At 40.8% G+C, this 18,312-nt stretch carries 15 protein-coding genes; all 15 read right to left on the bottom strand.

Going from position 1 to position 18,312, the window contains the following annotated elements:
* Window positions 1-14: 14 nt before the first annotated feature.
* The 15 genes from ACYQ28_RS15200 to ACYQ28_RS15130 all read right to left on the bottom strand — a co-directional run bounded on the left by ACYQ28_RS15200 (window position 15) and on the right by ACYQ28_RS15130 (window position 17,680).
* Window positions 15-1,100: an FkbM family methyltransferase gene (locus ACYQ28_RS15200; protein ID WP_460051491.1), complete on the bottom strand. Its 1,086-nt coding sequence runs from the start codon at window positions 1,098-1,100 to the stop codon at window positions 15-17.
* Between the two features lie 10 nt (window positions 1,101-1,110).
* Entirely contained in the window at window positions 1,111-3,048 is a 1,938-nt protein-coding gene (locus ACYQ28_RS15195; RefSeq protein ID WP_460051490.1) for a hypothetical protein, read from the bottom strand.
* Between the two features lie 314 nt (window positions 3,049-3,362).
* On the bottom strand, window positions 3,363-4,514 hold the full coding sequence (locus tag ACYQ28_RS15190; RefSeq protein ID WP_460051488.1) for a DegT/DnrJ/EryC1/StrS family aminotransferase: 1,152 nt from the start codon (window positions 4,512-4,514) through the stop codon (window positions 3,363-3,365).
* A gap of 692 nt (window positions 4,515-5,206) precedes the next feature.
* Window positions 5,207-6,574, bottom strand: a complete 1,368-nt coding sequence (flgL, locus tag ACYQ28_RS15185) for a flagellar hook-associated protein FlgL (RefSeq protein ID WP_460051486.1) — start codon at window positions 6,572-6,574, stop codon at window positions 5,207-5,209.
* 16 nt (window positions 6,575-6,590) lie between these two features.
* Window positions 6,591-8,588 (bottom strand): flagellar hook-associated protein FlgK, encoded by a 1,998-nt coding sequence (flgK, locus tag ACYQ28_RS15180; protein ID WP_460051485.1) that lies wholly within the window; start codon window positions 8,586-8,588, stop codon window positions 6,591-6,593.
* A gap of 36 nt (window positions 8,589-8,624) precedes the next feature.
* Window positions 8,625-9,557: a flagellar assembly peptidoglycan hydrolase FlgJ gene (gene flgJ / locus ACYQ28_RS15175; RefSeq protein WP_460051483.1), complete on the bottom strand. Its 933-nt coding sequence runs from the start codon at window positions 9,555-9,557 to the stop codon at window positions 8,625-8,627.
* Window positions 9,558-9,559: 2 nt separating this feature from the next.
* Entirely contained in the window at window positions 9,560-10,663 is a 1,104-nt protein-coding gene (locus ACYQ28_RS15170; RefSeq protein WP_460051481.1) for a flagellar basal body P-ring protein FlgI, read from the bottom strand.
* An 11-nt stretch (window positions 10,664-10,674) separates the two neighbouring features.
* Window positions 10,675-11,376, bottom strand: coding sequence for a flagellar basal body L-ring protein FlgH (gene flgH / locus ACYQ28_RS15165; RefSeq protein ID WP_460051480.1), 702 nt, complete (start codon window positions 11,374-11,376; stop codon window positions 10,675-10,677).
* A gap of 117 nt (window positions 11,377-11,493) precedes the next feature.
* On the bottom strand, window positions 11,494-12,279 hold the full coding sequence (flgG, locus tag ACYQ28_RS15160) for a flagellar basal-body rod protein FlgG (protein ID WP_460051478.1): 786 nt from the start codon (window positions 12,277-12,279) through the stop codon (window positions 11,494-11,496).
* Between the two features lie 248 nt (window positions 12,280-12,527).
* The gene (gene flgF / locus ACYQ28_RS15155; RefSeq protein WP_460051477.1) at window positions 12,528-13,271 is read right to left on the bottom strand and encodes a flagellar basal-body rod protein FlgF; all 744 of its coding nucleotides are present in this window, start codon (window positions 13,269-13,271) and stop codon (window positions 12,528-12,530) included.
* Window positions 13,272-13,443: 172 nt separating this feature from the next.
* Entirely contained in the window at window positions 13,444-14,706 is a 1,263-nt protein-coding gene (flgE, locus tag ACYQ28_RS15150) for a flagellar hook protein FlgE (RefSeq protein WP_460051475.1), read from the bottom strand.
* A 34-nt stretch (window positions 14,707-14,740) separates the two neighbouring features.
* Window positions 14,741-15,454, bottom strand: coding sequence for a flagellar hook assembly protein FlgD (locus tag ACYQ28_RS15145; protein WP_460051473.1), 714 nt, complete (start codon window positions 15,452-15,454; stop codon window positions 14,741-14,743).
* 22 nt (window positions 15,455-15,476) lie between these two features.
* Window positions 15,477-15,917 (bottom strand): flagellar basal body rod protein FlgC, encoded by a 441-nt coding sequence (flgC, locus tag ACYQ28_RS15140; protein ID WP_460051471.1) that lies wholly within the window; start codon window positions 15,915-15,917, stop codon window positions 15,477-15,479.
* Window positions 15,918-15,932: 15 nt separating this feature from the next.
* Complete coding sequence (gene flgB / locus ACYQ28_RS15135; protein ID WP_460051469.1) at window positions 15,933-16,337, bottom strand: flagellar basal body rod protein FlgB; 405 nt, start codon at window positions 16,335-16,337, stop codon at window positions 15,933-15,935.
* 1,154 nt (window positions 16,338-17,491) lie between these two features.
* Window positions 17,492-17,680 (bottom strand): PA3496 family putative envelope integrity protein, encoded by a 189-nt coding sequence (locus ACYQ28_RS15130; RefSeq protein WP_460051467.1) that lies wholly within the window; start codon window positions 17,678-17,680, stop codon window positions 17,492-17,494.
* Window positions 17,681-18,312 lie beyond the last annotated feature (632 nt).

The following is an 18,312-nucleotide window of genomic DNA, read 5'->3' as shown; positions in this document are numbered from 1 at the left end:
TCCACCTGAGTAATTTAGATGGCAAAAAGTACAGACTCACAGATACCGTTTGAATAATGTCGAAAATAATACTTTCTCGAAATAGACGAGCTCTGTAGCCACGTGAATATATCCGTCAAATCGTGAGGCAAATGATATGCGCTGATAGCAAATCCGACATTTTCATTGTCCCTTGATTGAATGGCGCCTTTTAAAGCCGACATTTCGGCACCTTCAATATCTAATTTGACTAAAACACGCGCATTTATGTCGTTAGTAATCATTTCAGACACTTCCGTGTCGATGGAAGTCGTTTCGATATAGCCAGAAACTTCTTCTGCGCAGTTGCCTTCGTGCCTGGGCGAACTTGGTAACTTATCAAATATTTTGGTTATTTTGGTTTCAGTACCTTCACCTTCTAAAAAAGCATAGCCTAATTTATCGGAAAGACAGGCATTTTTTACTGTAATTTTTCCTGACGACAAGAATTCCGTCATATTTCGTTTTGCAATATTAGACTTTATGAGTTCAATATTTTTTATATTGGGTTCGAACAAATAAACCTGATGTATCGGGTCAAAGAGCTCAATAAAACGAATGCCGTCATGACCATCGTAAGCGCCGCCGTCTATTAAACAATTAAATTTTTTATTCAACACAAAGTTTTCGAAATATTGCTGATCTATTTTTACATCAAAATGCATCAAATGTTGTATGTCGAGAGTATGCCTAAACTGCACAATGGCGGTAAGCTCGTCTCTTGATTGCTGATCGGCAAAATAAGGTAAACAGCGTTCAATAATCGCAAAATCTTCGTTTATTCCCGCTTGCGCCTGTGCCAACATAGTAGCGGCAAATTCTTTGGGATGACGGTTGACAAAATCACCGATAAAAATTGGCTTAAAACCCTGTGACCGCAGCTTAAGATGTGCGTAGGCAGCTCTGGAGTTATAAACGCAGTTAATCATATTATCGGCCTGCGAAACCTCAGATAAGCGAACTATGGGACAATCGTGCGCGGATTTCTCGCTAGAAAATTCATCCACTATGAAATCAACGGGTACGAGTTTGGTTAGAATTTCTGTATATTCGTTATTTCCAAACGCAACTGTTTTAGCCATTTGTGAGTCTCTAAGATATTTGCGCCTGTTTTAGAGAGGTGCTTTGGGGTACAAAACTCTGTCTTTGTGCAACCGTCCAGAGCTTATGATTATCGTGCTTAATTGCTTCGTGATGCTGATAAATCCAGAAACATAATTGGGAAAAATCCTCGCTTACGTCCGATTCTTTATGATTAAAAAGCAATGAGTCGATATTTTTCTCTAATAAACTGTTACTAATTTCAACACGTTCTGAATTATTTCTAATAAGCCGCATAACTGCCGCGTAATAATCACTCACGCTAGTTGTTCTGCAAAATTCCGGTAAGCCTACCCTTAAGCTCAGTTCATAATCGGTATGACTGTGAGCTTCTGGACCATCCAAACAAATCACCGGAATGGCCAAGCGTATGCAGTCGATAAAACCGTTGGTATTACCGAAGGGAAATGGACTCAACGCAATATCACAACCGGCGAGATGACGCATATAGTCTTTATAGTGCATATTTTCATACACAACACATGGCATTATTTCTGATAGCCTGGTTTGAATTGCCGCAAAATTAACCCCAGACATATTGGGAAAGAAATGAAATTCAACCGGTCTTGAGCTGGTTTCTAGTATTTTTTTGCAAACATCCAATACCGAGGGATTGAGCTTGTAGGCAATGCTGGGAATGGCAATTTTTAACACATCGGGATTCACATTAACGTTGGGAAAAATTTCAAACTGTAACGCGCCCATAGACAATGCAAAGGCACCGTTTTTAACGTGCATAGCGGTTTCAAATAAACATTGTGGATCACCCATGGTGCCTTCTTCGGCAACGATATAATCCATATGTTCACAAAAACTGGTTGCTGGATGGCCCATAGTCATTAATTGAATGGGTGCCAAACGATACTGAGTACAGGCAACCACCCACGCCTCCATACCAACACTTGGATAATAAATAACATCGGGTGCTAATTTAATAATTTTGCCAATAGTCGACTTAATGTCTTTAACTGTGTGCGACTTATCGAGTGTGATGACCTGATTAAAGTTTTTTACAGAGTTACGATCAAACCGCTTTTCTACCGAAATAAATACCGTGTAAAAATGCTTATTAAGACTGTCTACCGCGTGGCCGTAACAACGGTACATGGCATGGTCAGAGGTATATCGCTCAGCAATTACCAATAACACCGGTTTTTCTCTGGTGACTCTGTGTTGAGCAATAAAAGGTTGTTTTACACCATTTTTTTGACAATAATTTTTAACAATTTTATTAAGGTGTATTTTTATGTGATGCTTTTGCGGATTATTCATGTAACTGCAAAACATCCAAGTGTTTACCAATCGTATTACCGCAATATCAGAAGGAACGATGGTAACAAATCGAGACGCGTGTTCTAAAATAGTATTTCTGGCATTGTCAGACTTTTCGGTTAAAACCATTTCGTTATCGAGTAAACTCAACCAAAATAAGAACCCAAGATCTTTGGGTAAAGACTGCAATAAACTGCCAATAATTTCTTCGCCCGAATTTGCACTACAAGCCACAATCACCTTATAAAAATCGGAGTCATTTTTATAAACAATTGTATCAGTGCCAGACTTTTCGCCAATTAATGCGAGGATGTGCGACATATCAGAAAAGTCTGTAGCGGCAAATACAGTGTCTAGATATCGCTTAAATAGCAATAAATACTCAAAACCACTGCGACTTAGAGTAAGTTGTGGATCGGATAATAATGCGGTTACGGCTGCGCAAAAGCGTGTGAGTAATATTTTTGACGCGCTCTTGTTGCGATTTCTTACGGCCACTGACTGATTAACGGTAACCAAATCCCAGGTTTTTTGTTCAAAACCTTGCAAAGCACGTAAAAGTATTAACATCGCGTTTTCATAATCACGACGATAAACGCAACGTTCGAGATCTTCTAAATCGTATATCTTTTCTATTTCGGAAGAATTATTTGACATAGTTGCTCTCTGTTCTCTTTTGGTCAGCTGTGCGTCAATTAACTGACTTAATGCCACTTAATTTTTTAATAAAAGAAATGAGCAGTCTTTATGCCAAATAAAAGTGTCTTGCGGAATCGTCTAAAACACGAATAGGCTGATCAGTGATTCACATATAAGAAACTCTGTTCAACTTAGAAATTCGAGCAACATAGAAAATGTCGTCAATTTCAAAGACTGTAAGTAATTGAAATTGTGAAGCAACTGGAAATCGTATTGCCAATTTCTGCTCTCTGATTAAATCTGGGATACGTTAATCAGAGGTTGTTATCATTCTACGCAACCGTAGTCATTGCTCTCGAACTTTGCGAATTCTCAACTAAAGCTTTTGCTAATGAAGAGCACATATAATCTATATCGGTATTTGAGAGAAATGGATGAAATGGCAAACCCAACAGTTGCTCACTCAAGATTTGGCTATTAATAAGGCTACCGTATTTTAAGGATAGATTTTTTACGTAGGATTTAAAGGCTTGATGATTATGCAATGCCGGACAATACCATTGTCTTGTAGTAATACCATAGTCGTGCAGTTTATGCGCAAGATCTTTGGCATTTTGACCGAGTTTAATCACAAACAACGTGGGTAGCTTTGGAATATCAGCATTTTGAAATTGAAATTTATCCGATAAAAATTCTAATTTAGATCTAAACGTAGCATACAACGCTTGTCGTTTTAGCTTAATCTCATTAAATCGGGCAATTTGTGCTAATCCAATTGCTGCATGGTATTCACTCAATTTGGCATTCATACCTGCGGTATGAATAGTTCCGTTGGAAAAACCAAAATTAGTAATATCTCGACAAATATCAAGATACAAGTTATCTACCGAAACAATACCACCGCCCTCACCTATGCCGAGACTTTTTGTCGCATGAAAACTGTAACAAATATCGACTTTTTGTCGCGGTGTCTGACTTGGAAAAGCACCCGCTGCATCAATTAATACGCGGCAATTATTTTTTTCGGCAAATAATTGCCATAGTTCCTCATTAATTTTACAACCGTAAGCGGCAACGGGAATAACTACTTTTGCACCACTTTTTATAAGTGCCTGCTCGGCAATCTCGGGGGTTAAGATCCAGCTATTTGGGTCTACATCCACTAATACTGGAATAAGTCCTGAGCGAATTACTGCGGTAGCTGTGGCGGGAAAAGTCAATGAAGGCAACAACACTTTTGTGCCCGGACGAAATCTGTAAGCACTCAAAGCAACTTCTAAAGCAGTTGTACCCGAGCAGGTAGATACCATGGAAAAACTGTTGACCGAATCGGGATTTTCTCTTTTTAAGAGACCGGTTATTTCGTGTTCAAATTCTTGGCACAATGGACCGTAATTCGAATACCAGCGATTTTCATCAATTTGCTTTAACCATGGCAATATATCGTGAACTGAAGGCAGATCTGGAACAAGCAAAGGTATCATAGTTATTACCTAATTTATGATAAAAATGGCTGAACTTCGATTAACAGGCACATTGGTGTCTATAGGGAACTCTGATTAACTTTGAGTCTCCTGCGGCACAAGGATGTGTCACCAATTTCAAGAACGGTAAGTGATTGAAATTGTGAAGAAATTGGAAATTACATTTTCAATTTCTACTCTCTGATTAGTTCATGGGTGAATTAATCAAAGGTTTCTATAACTTTATTTCGGCAAATAATTGAAGACCTTTAGACTCTTGGCCCTACGAGCAATGTTAATAGAACTAAGAACACGTTTTGCAATTCGTAAGCTTGTTAACAGCAATAAAAACCCAGAAATACCTAGGCCAACATAAATATAACGGTATACAAGGAAAGAATAATAAGCGCCCGGACCTAAATGCTCTAAATACTAAAGAACAGCACTTGAAAATAGAACTTCACACCCAGTTAATACAATTTGGAACTAATGCATACCTAAACAGCAATGAAAACGCCGAACACATTAGAATTTTCTATTATTTTATTCTTATAAATACTCTCTGATTAACTCTGCCATGATTTAATCCGAAAATAGACATTGAAAATAAGATTTTCAATTTTTCACAATTTCAATTATTTACCGCTCTTGAAATTGCCATCACATGTTAGTGTCGTGGCAAACCCTAGATTAATCAAAGTTTTGTAGAGTTACTACAAACGATCAAATAAGCTCAACTGGGTAACCTGCACATAGCTCGTTTGTGCAGCTTCTAAGATAGTTTGTTGTAAACTTAACTGACTTAACGCCGCGGCGTAGTCTAAGCCTTCAATTTGCGATAAGGCATCTTCATTAAAAATTTGAGAATCTTCGTGTAAAAAATCCGTGGACTCTAATATATTAATTCGTGCACCAATACTGGCGGTAACGTTGTCGATGTTTCGGCCAGCATTATTTAAATTAGAAATAATTGCACCTAATCGATCGGACAAATATTGGTTCGCCGAAGGGCTTTCTGCGGGTTGATTTAACAATTGCGTTAATTCGAACGCGGTTGCCAGTAGTCCGCGGGATTCCTGACGTTGGATAGCGAATTGCGTGGTTTCGCCGACTCCAGGCCCGGCACCGTCCGCATCACCAGCACCACGAACAAATCCATCGCTGTCGGTTGGTATATAAATGGAAAATTTTTGCCCAAAATCAGCTGTTAAATCGACTTCTATTTCGAGAAATCCATCGGCATCAACAGTGGTTTGATTCACCAAATTAAAATTTGTCACTGCCACAGGACCGCTGCCATCGGGACGGGTGTATTGCAAGGTGTAATTTAGAGGCACATCCGGGAAATTGGGATCAGTAGCATCGCGATTATCAATTAAGCTGAGATTGGTAATTTGTGGTGCTGGCAAGCCTGCAAACGCATCGTAGTAGTTATCAAATGCGGTTTCGTCGATCAATTCACCCGCGCCAATTTGAGCAAGCGCAGAATTACTGGATGACGTAACGACTCTACTTTCATTACGGATATTTTGAAAAACATTGTAGCCGCTATCCCGAATTGAAATAAAACTGCCACCGGCAATTTCTACGTCTCTGCCGCTTTGGTCGCCTAAATAAAGAACGCTTCCGTCTGGTTGAATACGAAAGGGTTGTTGATCTGCTTGACTACCGGCAAATAGATATTCGCCTCTGGCGTTTTGGCTATTTGCGATCGCAGTTAATTGCTCGTAGATCTCTTGCGTTTCTAGAGCGATGGCGAGTCGATCTTGATTACTTAAAATACCGTCACCCGATTGAATAGCCAGTTCTTCCAGCCGTTGCGTTGCAATGGTGACTGAATTTAATAACGCTTCTTCTTCAGATAAATTGTTAATACCCAATGTAATATTAGATCGATATCGGTCAAGTAAGGCATTATCCTGCTGAATATTTAAAATACGTGTAGCCGCCACGGGGTCATCAGCCGGTGTTAAAACTCGCTTGCCAGTGCTTATTTGTTCTTGCGTACGTAATAGATCCGAATAGACATCTTGAATAGTGTTGATGCCACCGCTAAATGCTAAATTTGTTGAGACACGCATCTGATGATCGCCTCAGTTATATTTGTAGAATTCGATCGAACAATTGTCGAGCGACCGAAATAACTTGTGTAGCGGCGTTATAAGCTTGTTCAAAGCGAATTAGATTTGACGCTTCTTCGTCTAGATTAACACCGGATATTTCTTCACGATTTGTAAATGATTGATCGAAAATACTTTGGTTTGCTTCCACTTCGATGGATTTTTGCGAAGTCACAACACCAATATTTTCGACAAGCTGCCCGTAACTATCGACCAGACTTTGAGAAACAGTGGTACTCGCTGCGGTTCCTCGAATAAGATTGGATGTTTGTAACGCAACCTGCGCTAATGCATTGCGGTTATCGGCAACGCCGTTTTCATTAAAACTGATGGTAAGTGTGTCTGCGTTTTCAGGTCGTCCTGAAATATCAATTTCAAAATCAACAGAATTACCGCCTGCGTCTGTAATATTAAACGTAAGTAAATTGCCAATTCCGCTGACAAAAGGTGCGGCGGCCGGTGTTACGGTAAAACCAGCAGCAACGCCGGTAACATTGAATGTATTTGCAGCTTCATCAAATACAAGAGTTAACGGGAAGGTACCCGATGCCGTAGTTAAGATACTTTGATTTGATGGATCTAAGTCACTGACAATTCTTGGATCACTAATGGTGAATTCACCGCGATTATCTTCAGAAATTGTAGATCTTAAGGGCGCTGCAAATGCCAGTTGTGAGGTTTCGTTAAGTACCCGTTGAATATCATCGGCGGCGCGTCGTGTGGGTGAAATAAAAAATATGTCACCATCACTTACGGCACCTGAATTTAATTGTATATCAAAACCTTCTCCGGCAATGGTCAAGGTACCCGGTAGAGGAGTTGCTCCCGAAGCAACCAGGGTTTCGTCTTCAAGTCGTAATAACTCATAGGTGCCGCCAATTATGCGTAGCTCATAATCACTGGCGGTAAGCTGTCCGGTCTCGGTAATATTAACCTGCAACCGAGCAGTACCTAGATTATCGGCACTGGCAGTCACACGATTTTCTGCTGATCTTTGGGTATTAATATCGTTGAAAATATTCACACCAAAATTGCCGTCTAAATCTAAACCACGGGCCTGTTGTTGATTTAATGCGTCGGCGGTCACTAATGCAAGACGCCCTAATTCATTTAACGATGTAGTAATTAGTCCGCGTTGAAAATCCAGCAAACCACCCAACTCGCCGCCAGTAATAATGCCGGTTAGAACTGTTCCGGACGTTGGTTGTATAACATCTAATTGAAAGTTGGAATCCAATGCCGGTCTTATCGCTAACTCGGTCACCTGTTCGCCAACAACCAAGGGTTGGCCGGTGCCAATAAATAAATTAACGACGCCATTACTCTGCTCTACCACACTTAAGCCAACCAAATTGCTTAAATCTCGAATAGCCTGATCGCGGCTATCTAAAAGATCATTGGGCTGTCTTCCATTGGCGAATGAAGTGGCAACCGCAGCGTTAATTCCCGATATATTATTAGCCAGCTGATTAACCTGCTCTATAATCGCTTCGGTTTGGTTATTTACAAAACTGTTCTGCTCATTGAGCTCTTGATACAAGATATTAAATCGCTCGGCCAAACCACTAGCTTCGCTCAAGACTAACTGACGAGTGGTTGTACTTTGAGGGTCTTCTGCGGCGGTAGATAAAGAACCAAAAAATCGTTCTAAGCTTGACGTTAAACTGGTATTGGAAGAAGCCAGCAACGAATCTAATTGTTGAACTTGATCTAAAAATGCTTCTGATTCTGCTAAATTCTCGCCAGCAGATCGCAATTCTTCGTTGATAAATTCATTGCTTAAGCGGTCGACCGATACTATCCGTGTGCCTGTGCCCACAAAACCGCCGCCAGTAAAACGGGGTTGCTGTGTTTCTTGTTCGGTACGCTGACGGCTATAACCTTCTGTGTTGGTATTTGAGATGTTATGGCCCGTCGTTGCAAGAGATGTTTGCGACGATCGCAAGCCGGATAACGCAATGTTAATTAGCGACATAATTAACCTCTACCAATACCATTAACGTGAATTTTTTCATTTAAATTCGGGTTGATCCAACAACTGAATAATTTTTTCTGCGTAGTTAGGATCGGTTGCATAACCTGCTTTCTGTAACTCTTCTACGTATTGTTTTGGGTTTTCTGCAACTGCCAGTGCATTCTGATAACGTGGATTGCTTTGAATAAAACTTACATAGTCTTCAAAACTTTCTGAAAAACTCTGATACGATCGGAAATCTGCCTGTTCTTGATAAGCAACATTGCCGTTAAATTCTAACGTGTTAACACGAACAGCTTGTCCATTCCAACGCGAATCACTTTTAATATTAAAAAGGTTATAACTGTAGCCAGACTGATCTTGCGCTATGTGTTTTCCCCAACCGGTCTCTAAAGCTGCCTGCGCCAGTAAAACATCTTCATTTATATTGAGTTGGCTTGCCGCCTTTTTCGCGTAGGGCTTTAGGGTTTCTATAAAATCGGCTTTGTTAGTAAAATCCGAAAAGTCATTTTGCTTAATAGAATCCTGTGTGATTCCGTGAAAATTATTGGCCGGTATTATTTTTCGATACGCCAAAGAATCATTATTTAGCTGACGAGGTTCTAACCCAGCAGTCGTTGGTTGTTCTTTACCCCAATCCAACTGAAACTGATTGTTTAATTGCTGCTCCAGAATTTTTGCGATACCAACGCCGCCATTTTTAGAAAGCGCCAACGACAATTGTTGATCAAACATTTGTTGATGGTATTTCATCTCGTTACTGTTTAAAAAATTATCTTCACCCAAGGTGTCTGTAGTTTTTCGCATTTCTTTTAGCAGTTGGCTAATAAAAAACGATTCAAATTGTTTAGCGACCTCGGCGATTGCTTTTGGGTCTTGATCACGACCCAATGATTTTATGGAGTTTAATGAGTTCAAATCTGTATAAGCATTTGAATCTAAATTGGTTCGGCCTATTGAATATTCCATAATCAAATCACAATTAACTCGGCACGCAAGGCACCGGCTTGTTTAAGCGCTTCTAATATGGCCATTAAATCACCGGGTGCTGCGCCAACTTCATTAACGGCACGAACAATGTCATCCAATGAAGGGCCTGGTGAAAATCGAAACATTTGTCGCGGGCCGTCTTCCACAATAATCTCTGACTGTGGAATTACTACGGTTTGGCCTTGGGCTAACGGATTGGGTTGCACAGCGTCTGGAGTTTCACGCACAGTGACCGTTAAGCTGCCGTGGGTAATGGCAACAGGCTCTATACTCACGTGACTACCAACAACAATTGTACCGGTACGAGAATTAATAACGACTCGCGCGGGCGCTTCGCCGGGTTCTATTTCAAGATTTTCGATAAGTGATAAAAACTCAACTTTTTGCGCTGGATTTACCGGTGAACGCACCGATACCGATGCAGCATCCAACGGAAATGCGGTTTCTGGCCCAAGAGTAAAATTAATAATCTCGGCCATACGCTTGGCAGAGGTAAAATCTGGATGATGTAAGTTCAATACAATGGGGCCACCGTCGGTAAAACTTACCGCGACTTCGCGCTCAACCGATGCGCCATCGGGAATACGACCAACACTAGGCACGTTTACGGTTAAACGTGATCCGTCTGCACCTTCTACACCTAAACCACCCACCACTAAATTGCCTTGTGCAATGGCATATACTTGACCATCGATACCTCTTAAAGGAGTTAGCAATAAGCTTCCACCGCGTAGTGAACTCGAATTACCAATAGAAGAAACTGTTACGTCTATGGCGCTGCCGGGTTTTGCAAACGGCGGCAGTTGGGCGTGCACGGCCACAGCGGCGACATTCGCCAATTGAAATCGAGCACCTTCGGGTATGGCAATTCCGAATTGTTTTAACATTGAGCTAAAAGACTGCGCAGTAAAAGGTGTTTGGTTGGTTTGATCACCGGTGCCGTCTAGACCAACGACAAGACCGTAGCCAATTAATTGATTCGAACGAACACCCTGGATACTGGTTATGTCTTTTATGCGTTCAGCCACAGACACGTTGGATATTAAGATAAATAAACCGAAAATAATGCAACGTAAAATAATCATAATTACGCTCGCTAAAATGGCCAGAGAGGGCCGTTAAAAAATCGAGACAACCAACCTTGCCGATTAGTATTGGCAAGCTCACCTGTACCGCTGTAAGAAATTCGAGCGTTGGCGATACGCGTTGATACAACCGTATTATCGGTGGCAATATCACCCGGACGAATAATACCGCTCAAGCGAATGTATTCATCGCCACGATTAATGGTGATCCATTTTTCACCGCGAATCACAAGATTACCATTGGGCAGAATATCTGCCACAGTTACCGTGATATCACCAATTAAACTGTTACTTTGGTCTGCATCTGCTTCTCCGGTAAATTCTCTTTCTGCGACCAGATCGGTTAATAAACTCAGATTTTTTACACTTACTCCAGAACCTAATACCGTGCCCTCTTCTATATTAACGTCGTCATCTTTTACCAACGATACATTGGATGATTTACTGGAACTGGTTTCTTCCTCAAGAATAACGGTGATGATATCCCCAATGCGCATGGCTTTAGCATCGGTGTATAGAGAGATCGAATAATTTTCGCTGTACAAAGATCCATTACTCGGCGGAATTACCGGCGGCGGTGGTGCGATAACTGGCGCATAAAACGGATCAGAATCCGGTGTCGGCATTCTGGATTGACCCGCGCAGCCCGCCAGACTTATTAATGGAATTACGCAGAGAGATAAACGCTTGTAGAAATTAAATAATTGAGTCATTTTTTGTACTTCTTTGCTTTAGCATCCACAAACAGTCGCACCGTTATTCGTTATTATTTTCTGTTGTTTGCGAGAATGATGAATGCAACTATTTACTGCACGGTTATTAATGCCAAATTAAAGATTTTGACTAATAAACTGCAACATTTGATCGGCCGTAGTCACAACCTTTGAATTTAATTCGTAAACACGTTGCGTAGTAATCATATTTACCATTTCTTCGACAATATCCACGTTAGAGTTTTCGAGTGTACCTTGTAATAAATCCCCTAAACCATTTTGACCCGGCGTACCTGTTAGGGGATTACCACTTGCGGCGGTTTCATAAAATAAGTTGCCGCCAAAGGCTTCTAAACCCGATGGATTAATAAAGTCGACAATTTCAATCGTGCCAATTTGAGTTGGGTTAGTTTGCCCTCTGATATTGGCGGTCACAATTCCGTCTGTACCAATAGTTAATGTACTGGTATTTTCTGGAACGGTAATAGCAGGATCGAGTAATAAACCATTGGCATTTACCAAGTCACCATCGGAATTTAAATGAAATTGGCCGTTACGTGTGTATGCAGTTGTACCATCGGGTAACGCTATTTGAAAAAAACCGCGACCGCTAATGGCTACATCCAATGCTTGATCGGTAACTTGTAAACTGCCTTCTGTAAATTGTTTTTGCGTACTTACCACGCGCACACCAGTACCTAGCTGCAAACCCGACGGTAAGGTTGTATCTTGGGTTGATTGCGCACCGGGTTGACGAGTAATTTGATAAATTAGATCTTCAAATACTGCGGCATCACGCTTATAACCAACGGTCGATGCATTAGCCAGATTATTTGAAATGGTTGTTAGTTGGGTGTCTTGAGCACTTAAACCCGTTTTACTTACATACAGTGCTGCGTGCATAAATACCTCTGATGTTCAATATTTTTAATAAAAAATTGGGTCCGTTAAATTAGCTGGTATTTTTTGACAAAAAACTACCGAATTACTTTTTGGAACCTCTGATTAACTCATCCATGATTTAATCAGAGGACAGAAATTGAAAATGCGATTTCCAATTTCTTCACAATTTCGATCACTTATAGTTCTTGAAATTGGTGACACATCCTTGTGTCACCGGAAACTCTAGGTTAACCAGAGTTTCTTTTTATTTAAGAAAGCTGCAAAAGTTTAAGATTTGCATCGGCATTCTCTTCTACGGTTGACATTAATTTTATTTGTGTCTCGTATTGTCGAGCCAAAGCAATAACCGAGGTTAATTCACTGATGGTATTAACATTACTGGTTTCTAAAAATCCGGCAATTACCGTGACGGAAGGATCATCAACAAATTCACCACCATCTCGTAATCTAAATAAACCGTCTTCACCTTTTTCTACATTTTCAAGATCAGGATTAACCAATCGCAAACGATTAATATTGGCAAGCGCTTCTGGCCCCTGCCCCTGAATTTGCACACTGAGCGTACCATCCTTTGCAATTTGTAGTTTCTCAAGCGGTGGTAAAATAATTGGACCACCCTCGCCTAAAACCGGTAAACCATTACCGGTATGCAAAATACCTTCTGGGCTAATGACAAAATTACCGGCTCTTGTTAACGCCTCAGAACCGTCTGCCGTAGCAACCACCAAAAAACCATCACCCTCAATAGCAACGTCAAGATCGCGTCCGGTTAAATTTAAGGAGCCATGACTAAAATCGGTTGCGGGCCGCTCTGTTTGCGAATAGGCGCGAGTTGGAATGCCATCACCATAATAAACGCCCATGCTGCGCGCTTGCTCAAAGTCGGCTCTAAAACCTGTTGTGTTGGCGTTCGCCAAATTATTGGCTCTGGCGGTTTGTGCTAACATATTATTTTTTGCACCCGTCATGGCGATATAAATTGCTCTATCCATATTCAAGGGCTCTCACAATACTAAAGAAAAAACATAAGCTGTCGAAAACATTAAAACCGGCTTATGACAAAAAATTACCGCTTTTTATTAAGTGAGCAAAGCCGATGCCATAGAAAAATAAAAACAAAAAAAAGGCGACTTTCGTCGCCCAAGTCGCACAGTCAATTCTTTTTTAACGGATATTAATAATGGTTTGCGTGACCTGGTCAGCCGTCTCAACCGTTTTAGAGTTTGCTTGATAATTACGTTGCGCAATAATCAATTGCACAAGCTGCTCGGTTAAATCGGTATTTGATTCCTCTAATACACCCGAGTTAACTAAGCCTAGCGCGGCAGAACCTGGAGCGCCAATATTTGCTTCGCCCGATTGAAAAGTTTGTGCCCAAGAATTATTGCCTACCGGTTGTAATCCTTGGTTGTTGGTGAATTCCGCGAGCGCAACTTGACCCACAACACTAGATTGTCCGTTGGTAAATCGCGCAAATATGATTCCAAACTCGTCAATTTCTAATCCCGATAATCGACCGGTGGTAAATCCGTCTTGTGAAACATCGGCAACACCAAAATTAGAGCCAAATTGAGTAGAACCGCGATAATTAATCGTCAGTGTTGCACGTGCAGGGTCCGTTGCCTGAGGGTTAGACCAATTTAGAATGTCAAATTCGGTTGCTCCGGCAACACCATCTACCGCGCTTAAATTACCGGTAGAATCAAACGTTAATAGGTTGGGAACTGGATTACCGGTGGCATCAACAGAAGCTGCGGCTCCGTCGATATAAGTGTAGGCTTGCCATTGTGAAGGGCCACCGGCTGGCGAGTTTTGTACGTAATATTGTGTCAGTGTATGCGATACGCCTAATGAATCAAATATTGTCACTGACGTAACGCTGTTATAGCTGGCCGCATCTGTTGAATCAAACGTAGTTACCAGCGGCGGTAATTCACCGGCATCGAGATTAATTCGCCAATCAACATCGACGGTTTGTTGGGGCGCAATATTATCGGTTGATAATTGAAGATCGGTTAATACACCGATGATGTTATTGTCATCGTCGGCCCCAAAGCCTTGAACAATAGATCCTGAGTTATTGACCAAAAAACCACTCTCGTTAACACCGAAGGTTCCGTCGCGGGTATAATTTAATTCACCACCGGCATCAACAATAAAAAACCCTTCACCACTTATAGCAAGGTCTAATTCATTTTCGGTGTAAGCCAGATTACCTTGGTCAAATGATTGCGCCACCTCGGTGACTCGTACACCATCGCCAACTTCTAAAGAGCCTGATCCAAATAATGAGTTTGCGTAAATATCACCAAATTCGGTTCGACTTTCCTTAAACCCTATGGTTGAGGCGTTCGAAATATTATTACCCGTCACTTCAAGGTCAATATTTGCCGCACGAATTCCACTGAGACCAATATTAAATGACATAATTTACTCCATCGAACCGAATAAAACGGTGTTTTTATTGTTCATTAAACTGAATAACATCGTTAATGCTGTATGCGCCTATACCGGCAAGGTTTAGCGTGAGCTCTCCGTTTCCACCAACGGTGACACTGTTAACATTTGCGCTTAAGCCGGTATCCAATTGTGTCGTACTGCCATTAATATTTGCGGTTACCGTAATTCGGTATTCACCGCTGTCGATGTTAGATCTTGATGATTGCCAGTCGATAAGCTCGCCGTTAACTTCGGCAAAACTGCCATCCCAGCGGAAAACCAATTCCCCAGCGGCCTGAGTTCCTAATGGAATTCGATCGACAAAACTGCCTGCGCTGTCGAATATATCGATATTAACGTCGTTGCTGGAAGCAGGTAATTGCACTTGTCCAGAAACCACGCCACCGGGTGCTAATAAGGCGGTATTGGTAGGAACGGTTACCGAAGTTCCAACCAGCGACGAAGCGGCCAAAGCTTGGTTAGATAAAAATGAACTGCTAAAGTCGGTAAAATTATTGTTTAATTCACCCAGGCTTTCTAATTGTGAAAATTGCGCAAGTTGTGCGACGAATTCACTGTTTTCTTGGGGTTCTAATGGGTTTTGATTTTGCAATTGCGTTGTTAATAATTGCAGAAAAACATCTCTACCTAGATCGTCGCCGTCATCCGTTTCTTCTGTAGCGCGGTTTTCAAGTGAGAAACGACTTAGTACCGATTCAACATTGGAAATATCCATTATTTAATCTCCGCAAAAAGCCCTACTGACCAAGCGTTAATATTCTTTGCATCATTGATTTTGCTGAATTAAGCACTTCAACATTCATTTGATAGGCCTTTGAGCTTGAGATCATGTTCGTCAATTCTTCTACGGCATTTACATTGGGGTAAAATACGTAACCGTCTTCGTTGGCGAGAGGATGGCCCGGCTCGTAACGTTGCTGCAACGGCGCATTTGATTCGACAACACCTAAAACTTGAACACCACTGGTTTCACTGGGTCCTGCATCAAGAGTATCAAAATTAATATCCAAGGCTTCTTTCGCCACCGCGGCAAAAACTGGGTGGCGAGCGCGATAGGTTTCGTCAATACTCGATGCGGCGGACTCAGCGTTAGCCAAATTACTTGCCGTGGTATTAATTCGAACCGTATTTGCGCTCAGTGCCGACGCAGATGTTCTAAAGACATCGCCTAATGACATAATTTTTTACCTCTATTATTCACCGCGTAATGCGGTTAACAGGCCGCTAAACCGACTTTTTAAGAATAAAAAACTGGATTCAAACGCTAATGAATTTTTCATAAACTCGGCGTGTTCAATGTGCTCTTCTACGGTATTGCCATCAATAGAAGGCTGCAAAGGATTTCGATACAAAAGTTCGTCATCGTTTATAACTACAGCGCCGCCGGGTCTGTGACCGGATTGAGTGACGTCCATATTCAAACCTTCAGTTTGGTTTGAAAGATGCTGTTCAAAAACGGCCTGAAAATTAAGATCTCGTGCTTTGAACCCAGGTGTTTCTGCATTGGCAATATTATTTGCCAATATATTTGCACGCTCGGTACGTTTTTGTAATGCAAGTGGGTGGATACCTAATGCAGTGTCAAAATTAATAGCCACGATAATTACTCATTTCACAGATTGATTTTTTTGCAGAACAACCATCAACTCGTTAAAAATTCCAGCTTTATGGATAAACTAAAAATCTCTGCAATTTCATCCTTAGAAACCTCTGATTAAATCAGGGATAAGTTAATCGGAGGTTCCTTTGGTAAATCTATTTATTGCCGCTTTAACGGCAATGCACTCTCACAAGTGGGTTAAAGCGAGAACTAGGCCAACAGCGTTATTGATTGAACATTTTGTGTTAGTCGCAGAATTTGATACAACATTCTGAGTAGTTATCAAAAACCATGGAATATGAGAGTTTTTGATTCTCTCTAGAAAACTATGATCAAGTCTGAAAAAAATCCGCAAATCTAAAGCTTATTAGCGTTTACTTAATAAAACGCTGATTAACTCCGCCATATTTAAATAACGGTAAGAAATAGAAATATAATTTCTGAACTCTTCACAAACTCAAACAATTTCCGCTGATCAAATCAGGGATGAGTTAACCGGTGGTTCCAAAAGTTATTCGAGAGGAAATAGTTTGCCGTGTAATTTTACTTCAGCAAAAATTAGTGAAAAACACTCGTACTACAAAACGTAGAATTCAGGGGAATTTATCAATTGGAAGAGTTTATTAATTAGAAGAATCTATAGGAACCTCTGATTAACTCATCCATGATTTAATCAGAGGACAGAAATTGAAAATGCGATTTCCAATTTCTTCACAATTCCAATCACTTACCGTTCTTGAAATTGGCAACACATCCTTGTGTCGCGAGAAACTCTAGGTTAATCAGAGTTTCCTATAAATTATAAGATTTTGGAGATTAGAAGGCGTTGTAATTTAAAACAGTTTACGAATTGAAAGCATTTACCAATGAGACAGACAAACAACGAATATTACCGCGTGGAGTGAAAGCGAATAAAAGCCTAGTAATACAGTGAGATATAAATCGAATCAATACCGAATATGCGGTATTCATAAAGATACAAGAGTAACGAAAGTTACCGTTTAAAGATCGCAATATTAAGCTAGAGCACTGATACAGGTACTCTGATTAATTCGCAAAGAGTTAACCAGAGTCCAATGCTGTTCGTGCTCTAACGAATTAGATGATGAGGATAATGTTCACCCGCGAACACCACAAATACAGCGGGCTCTATTAATCGTCTATGTCATCAAAATCAAATTCGCGCAGCTCTCGACTAAGCCTACGCTCTTCTAACGCGTCTTCTAATCTTCTACGGGCATCAATTTGCAAGTTTTTAGCGGTGAAGTTGTCCAGCTCATCACCGATGCTGTTAAGCACATCACTTGAATTGAAGTCGTCATTGGTTAGTTCGTCACGCATAAAATCATCCTCAACAATTCCAACAAAATTAATCGCTTGTAAGAATCACTGTGTTCTACCCGCAACTAGGAGGCTACAACAACCAGCCACCTTATTGGGATCGTTCCAACAGCTGACAATTGCAAAAATAACTATAGAATACCTTTTTCGTCAAGAATATTTTTTCACTAATGTGTGCTGCGCTTTTAAAGTGAGTCAAAATATACTTTACCGAAGCCGACACTTTTGCGGATTCAAACACAACCGACGCTGAACACAATTCCCACAAGGGTATAGATTGGTGTTTTTTAGTAAGCTCTTTTGCGTTTTGAATGCACCGGCATCATCGAGCTACTTGCTGCATTCAGCAAACCTCAAGCCAAAAAATGACCACGGCAGAAACTAAGGTTAACGAATAGTCGCTAATGCTACGAAAGTCTATAAAACAAGGTAAAAGCGGCTGTTATCTACTCTAATTGGATTAAAAACCCAGCTACAGGGGCTTTCAATCGCGGAACTGGTTAAAAATTGTTTGGTAATTATTAACCGTAATTTTTAATCCTGTTTGCACTAATCGGTAATGTTCGAAAACAAACAATCTTTCAAACATTTTTTAATCAGCGAGTATCATATCGCCATGTACGAATCTCTAG

The organism is Sessilibacter sp. MAH1, assembly GCF_054658315.1.
Note: the sequence above shows the minus strand (reverse complement) of the source record. Positions and strands in the feature narration are given on the sequence as shown.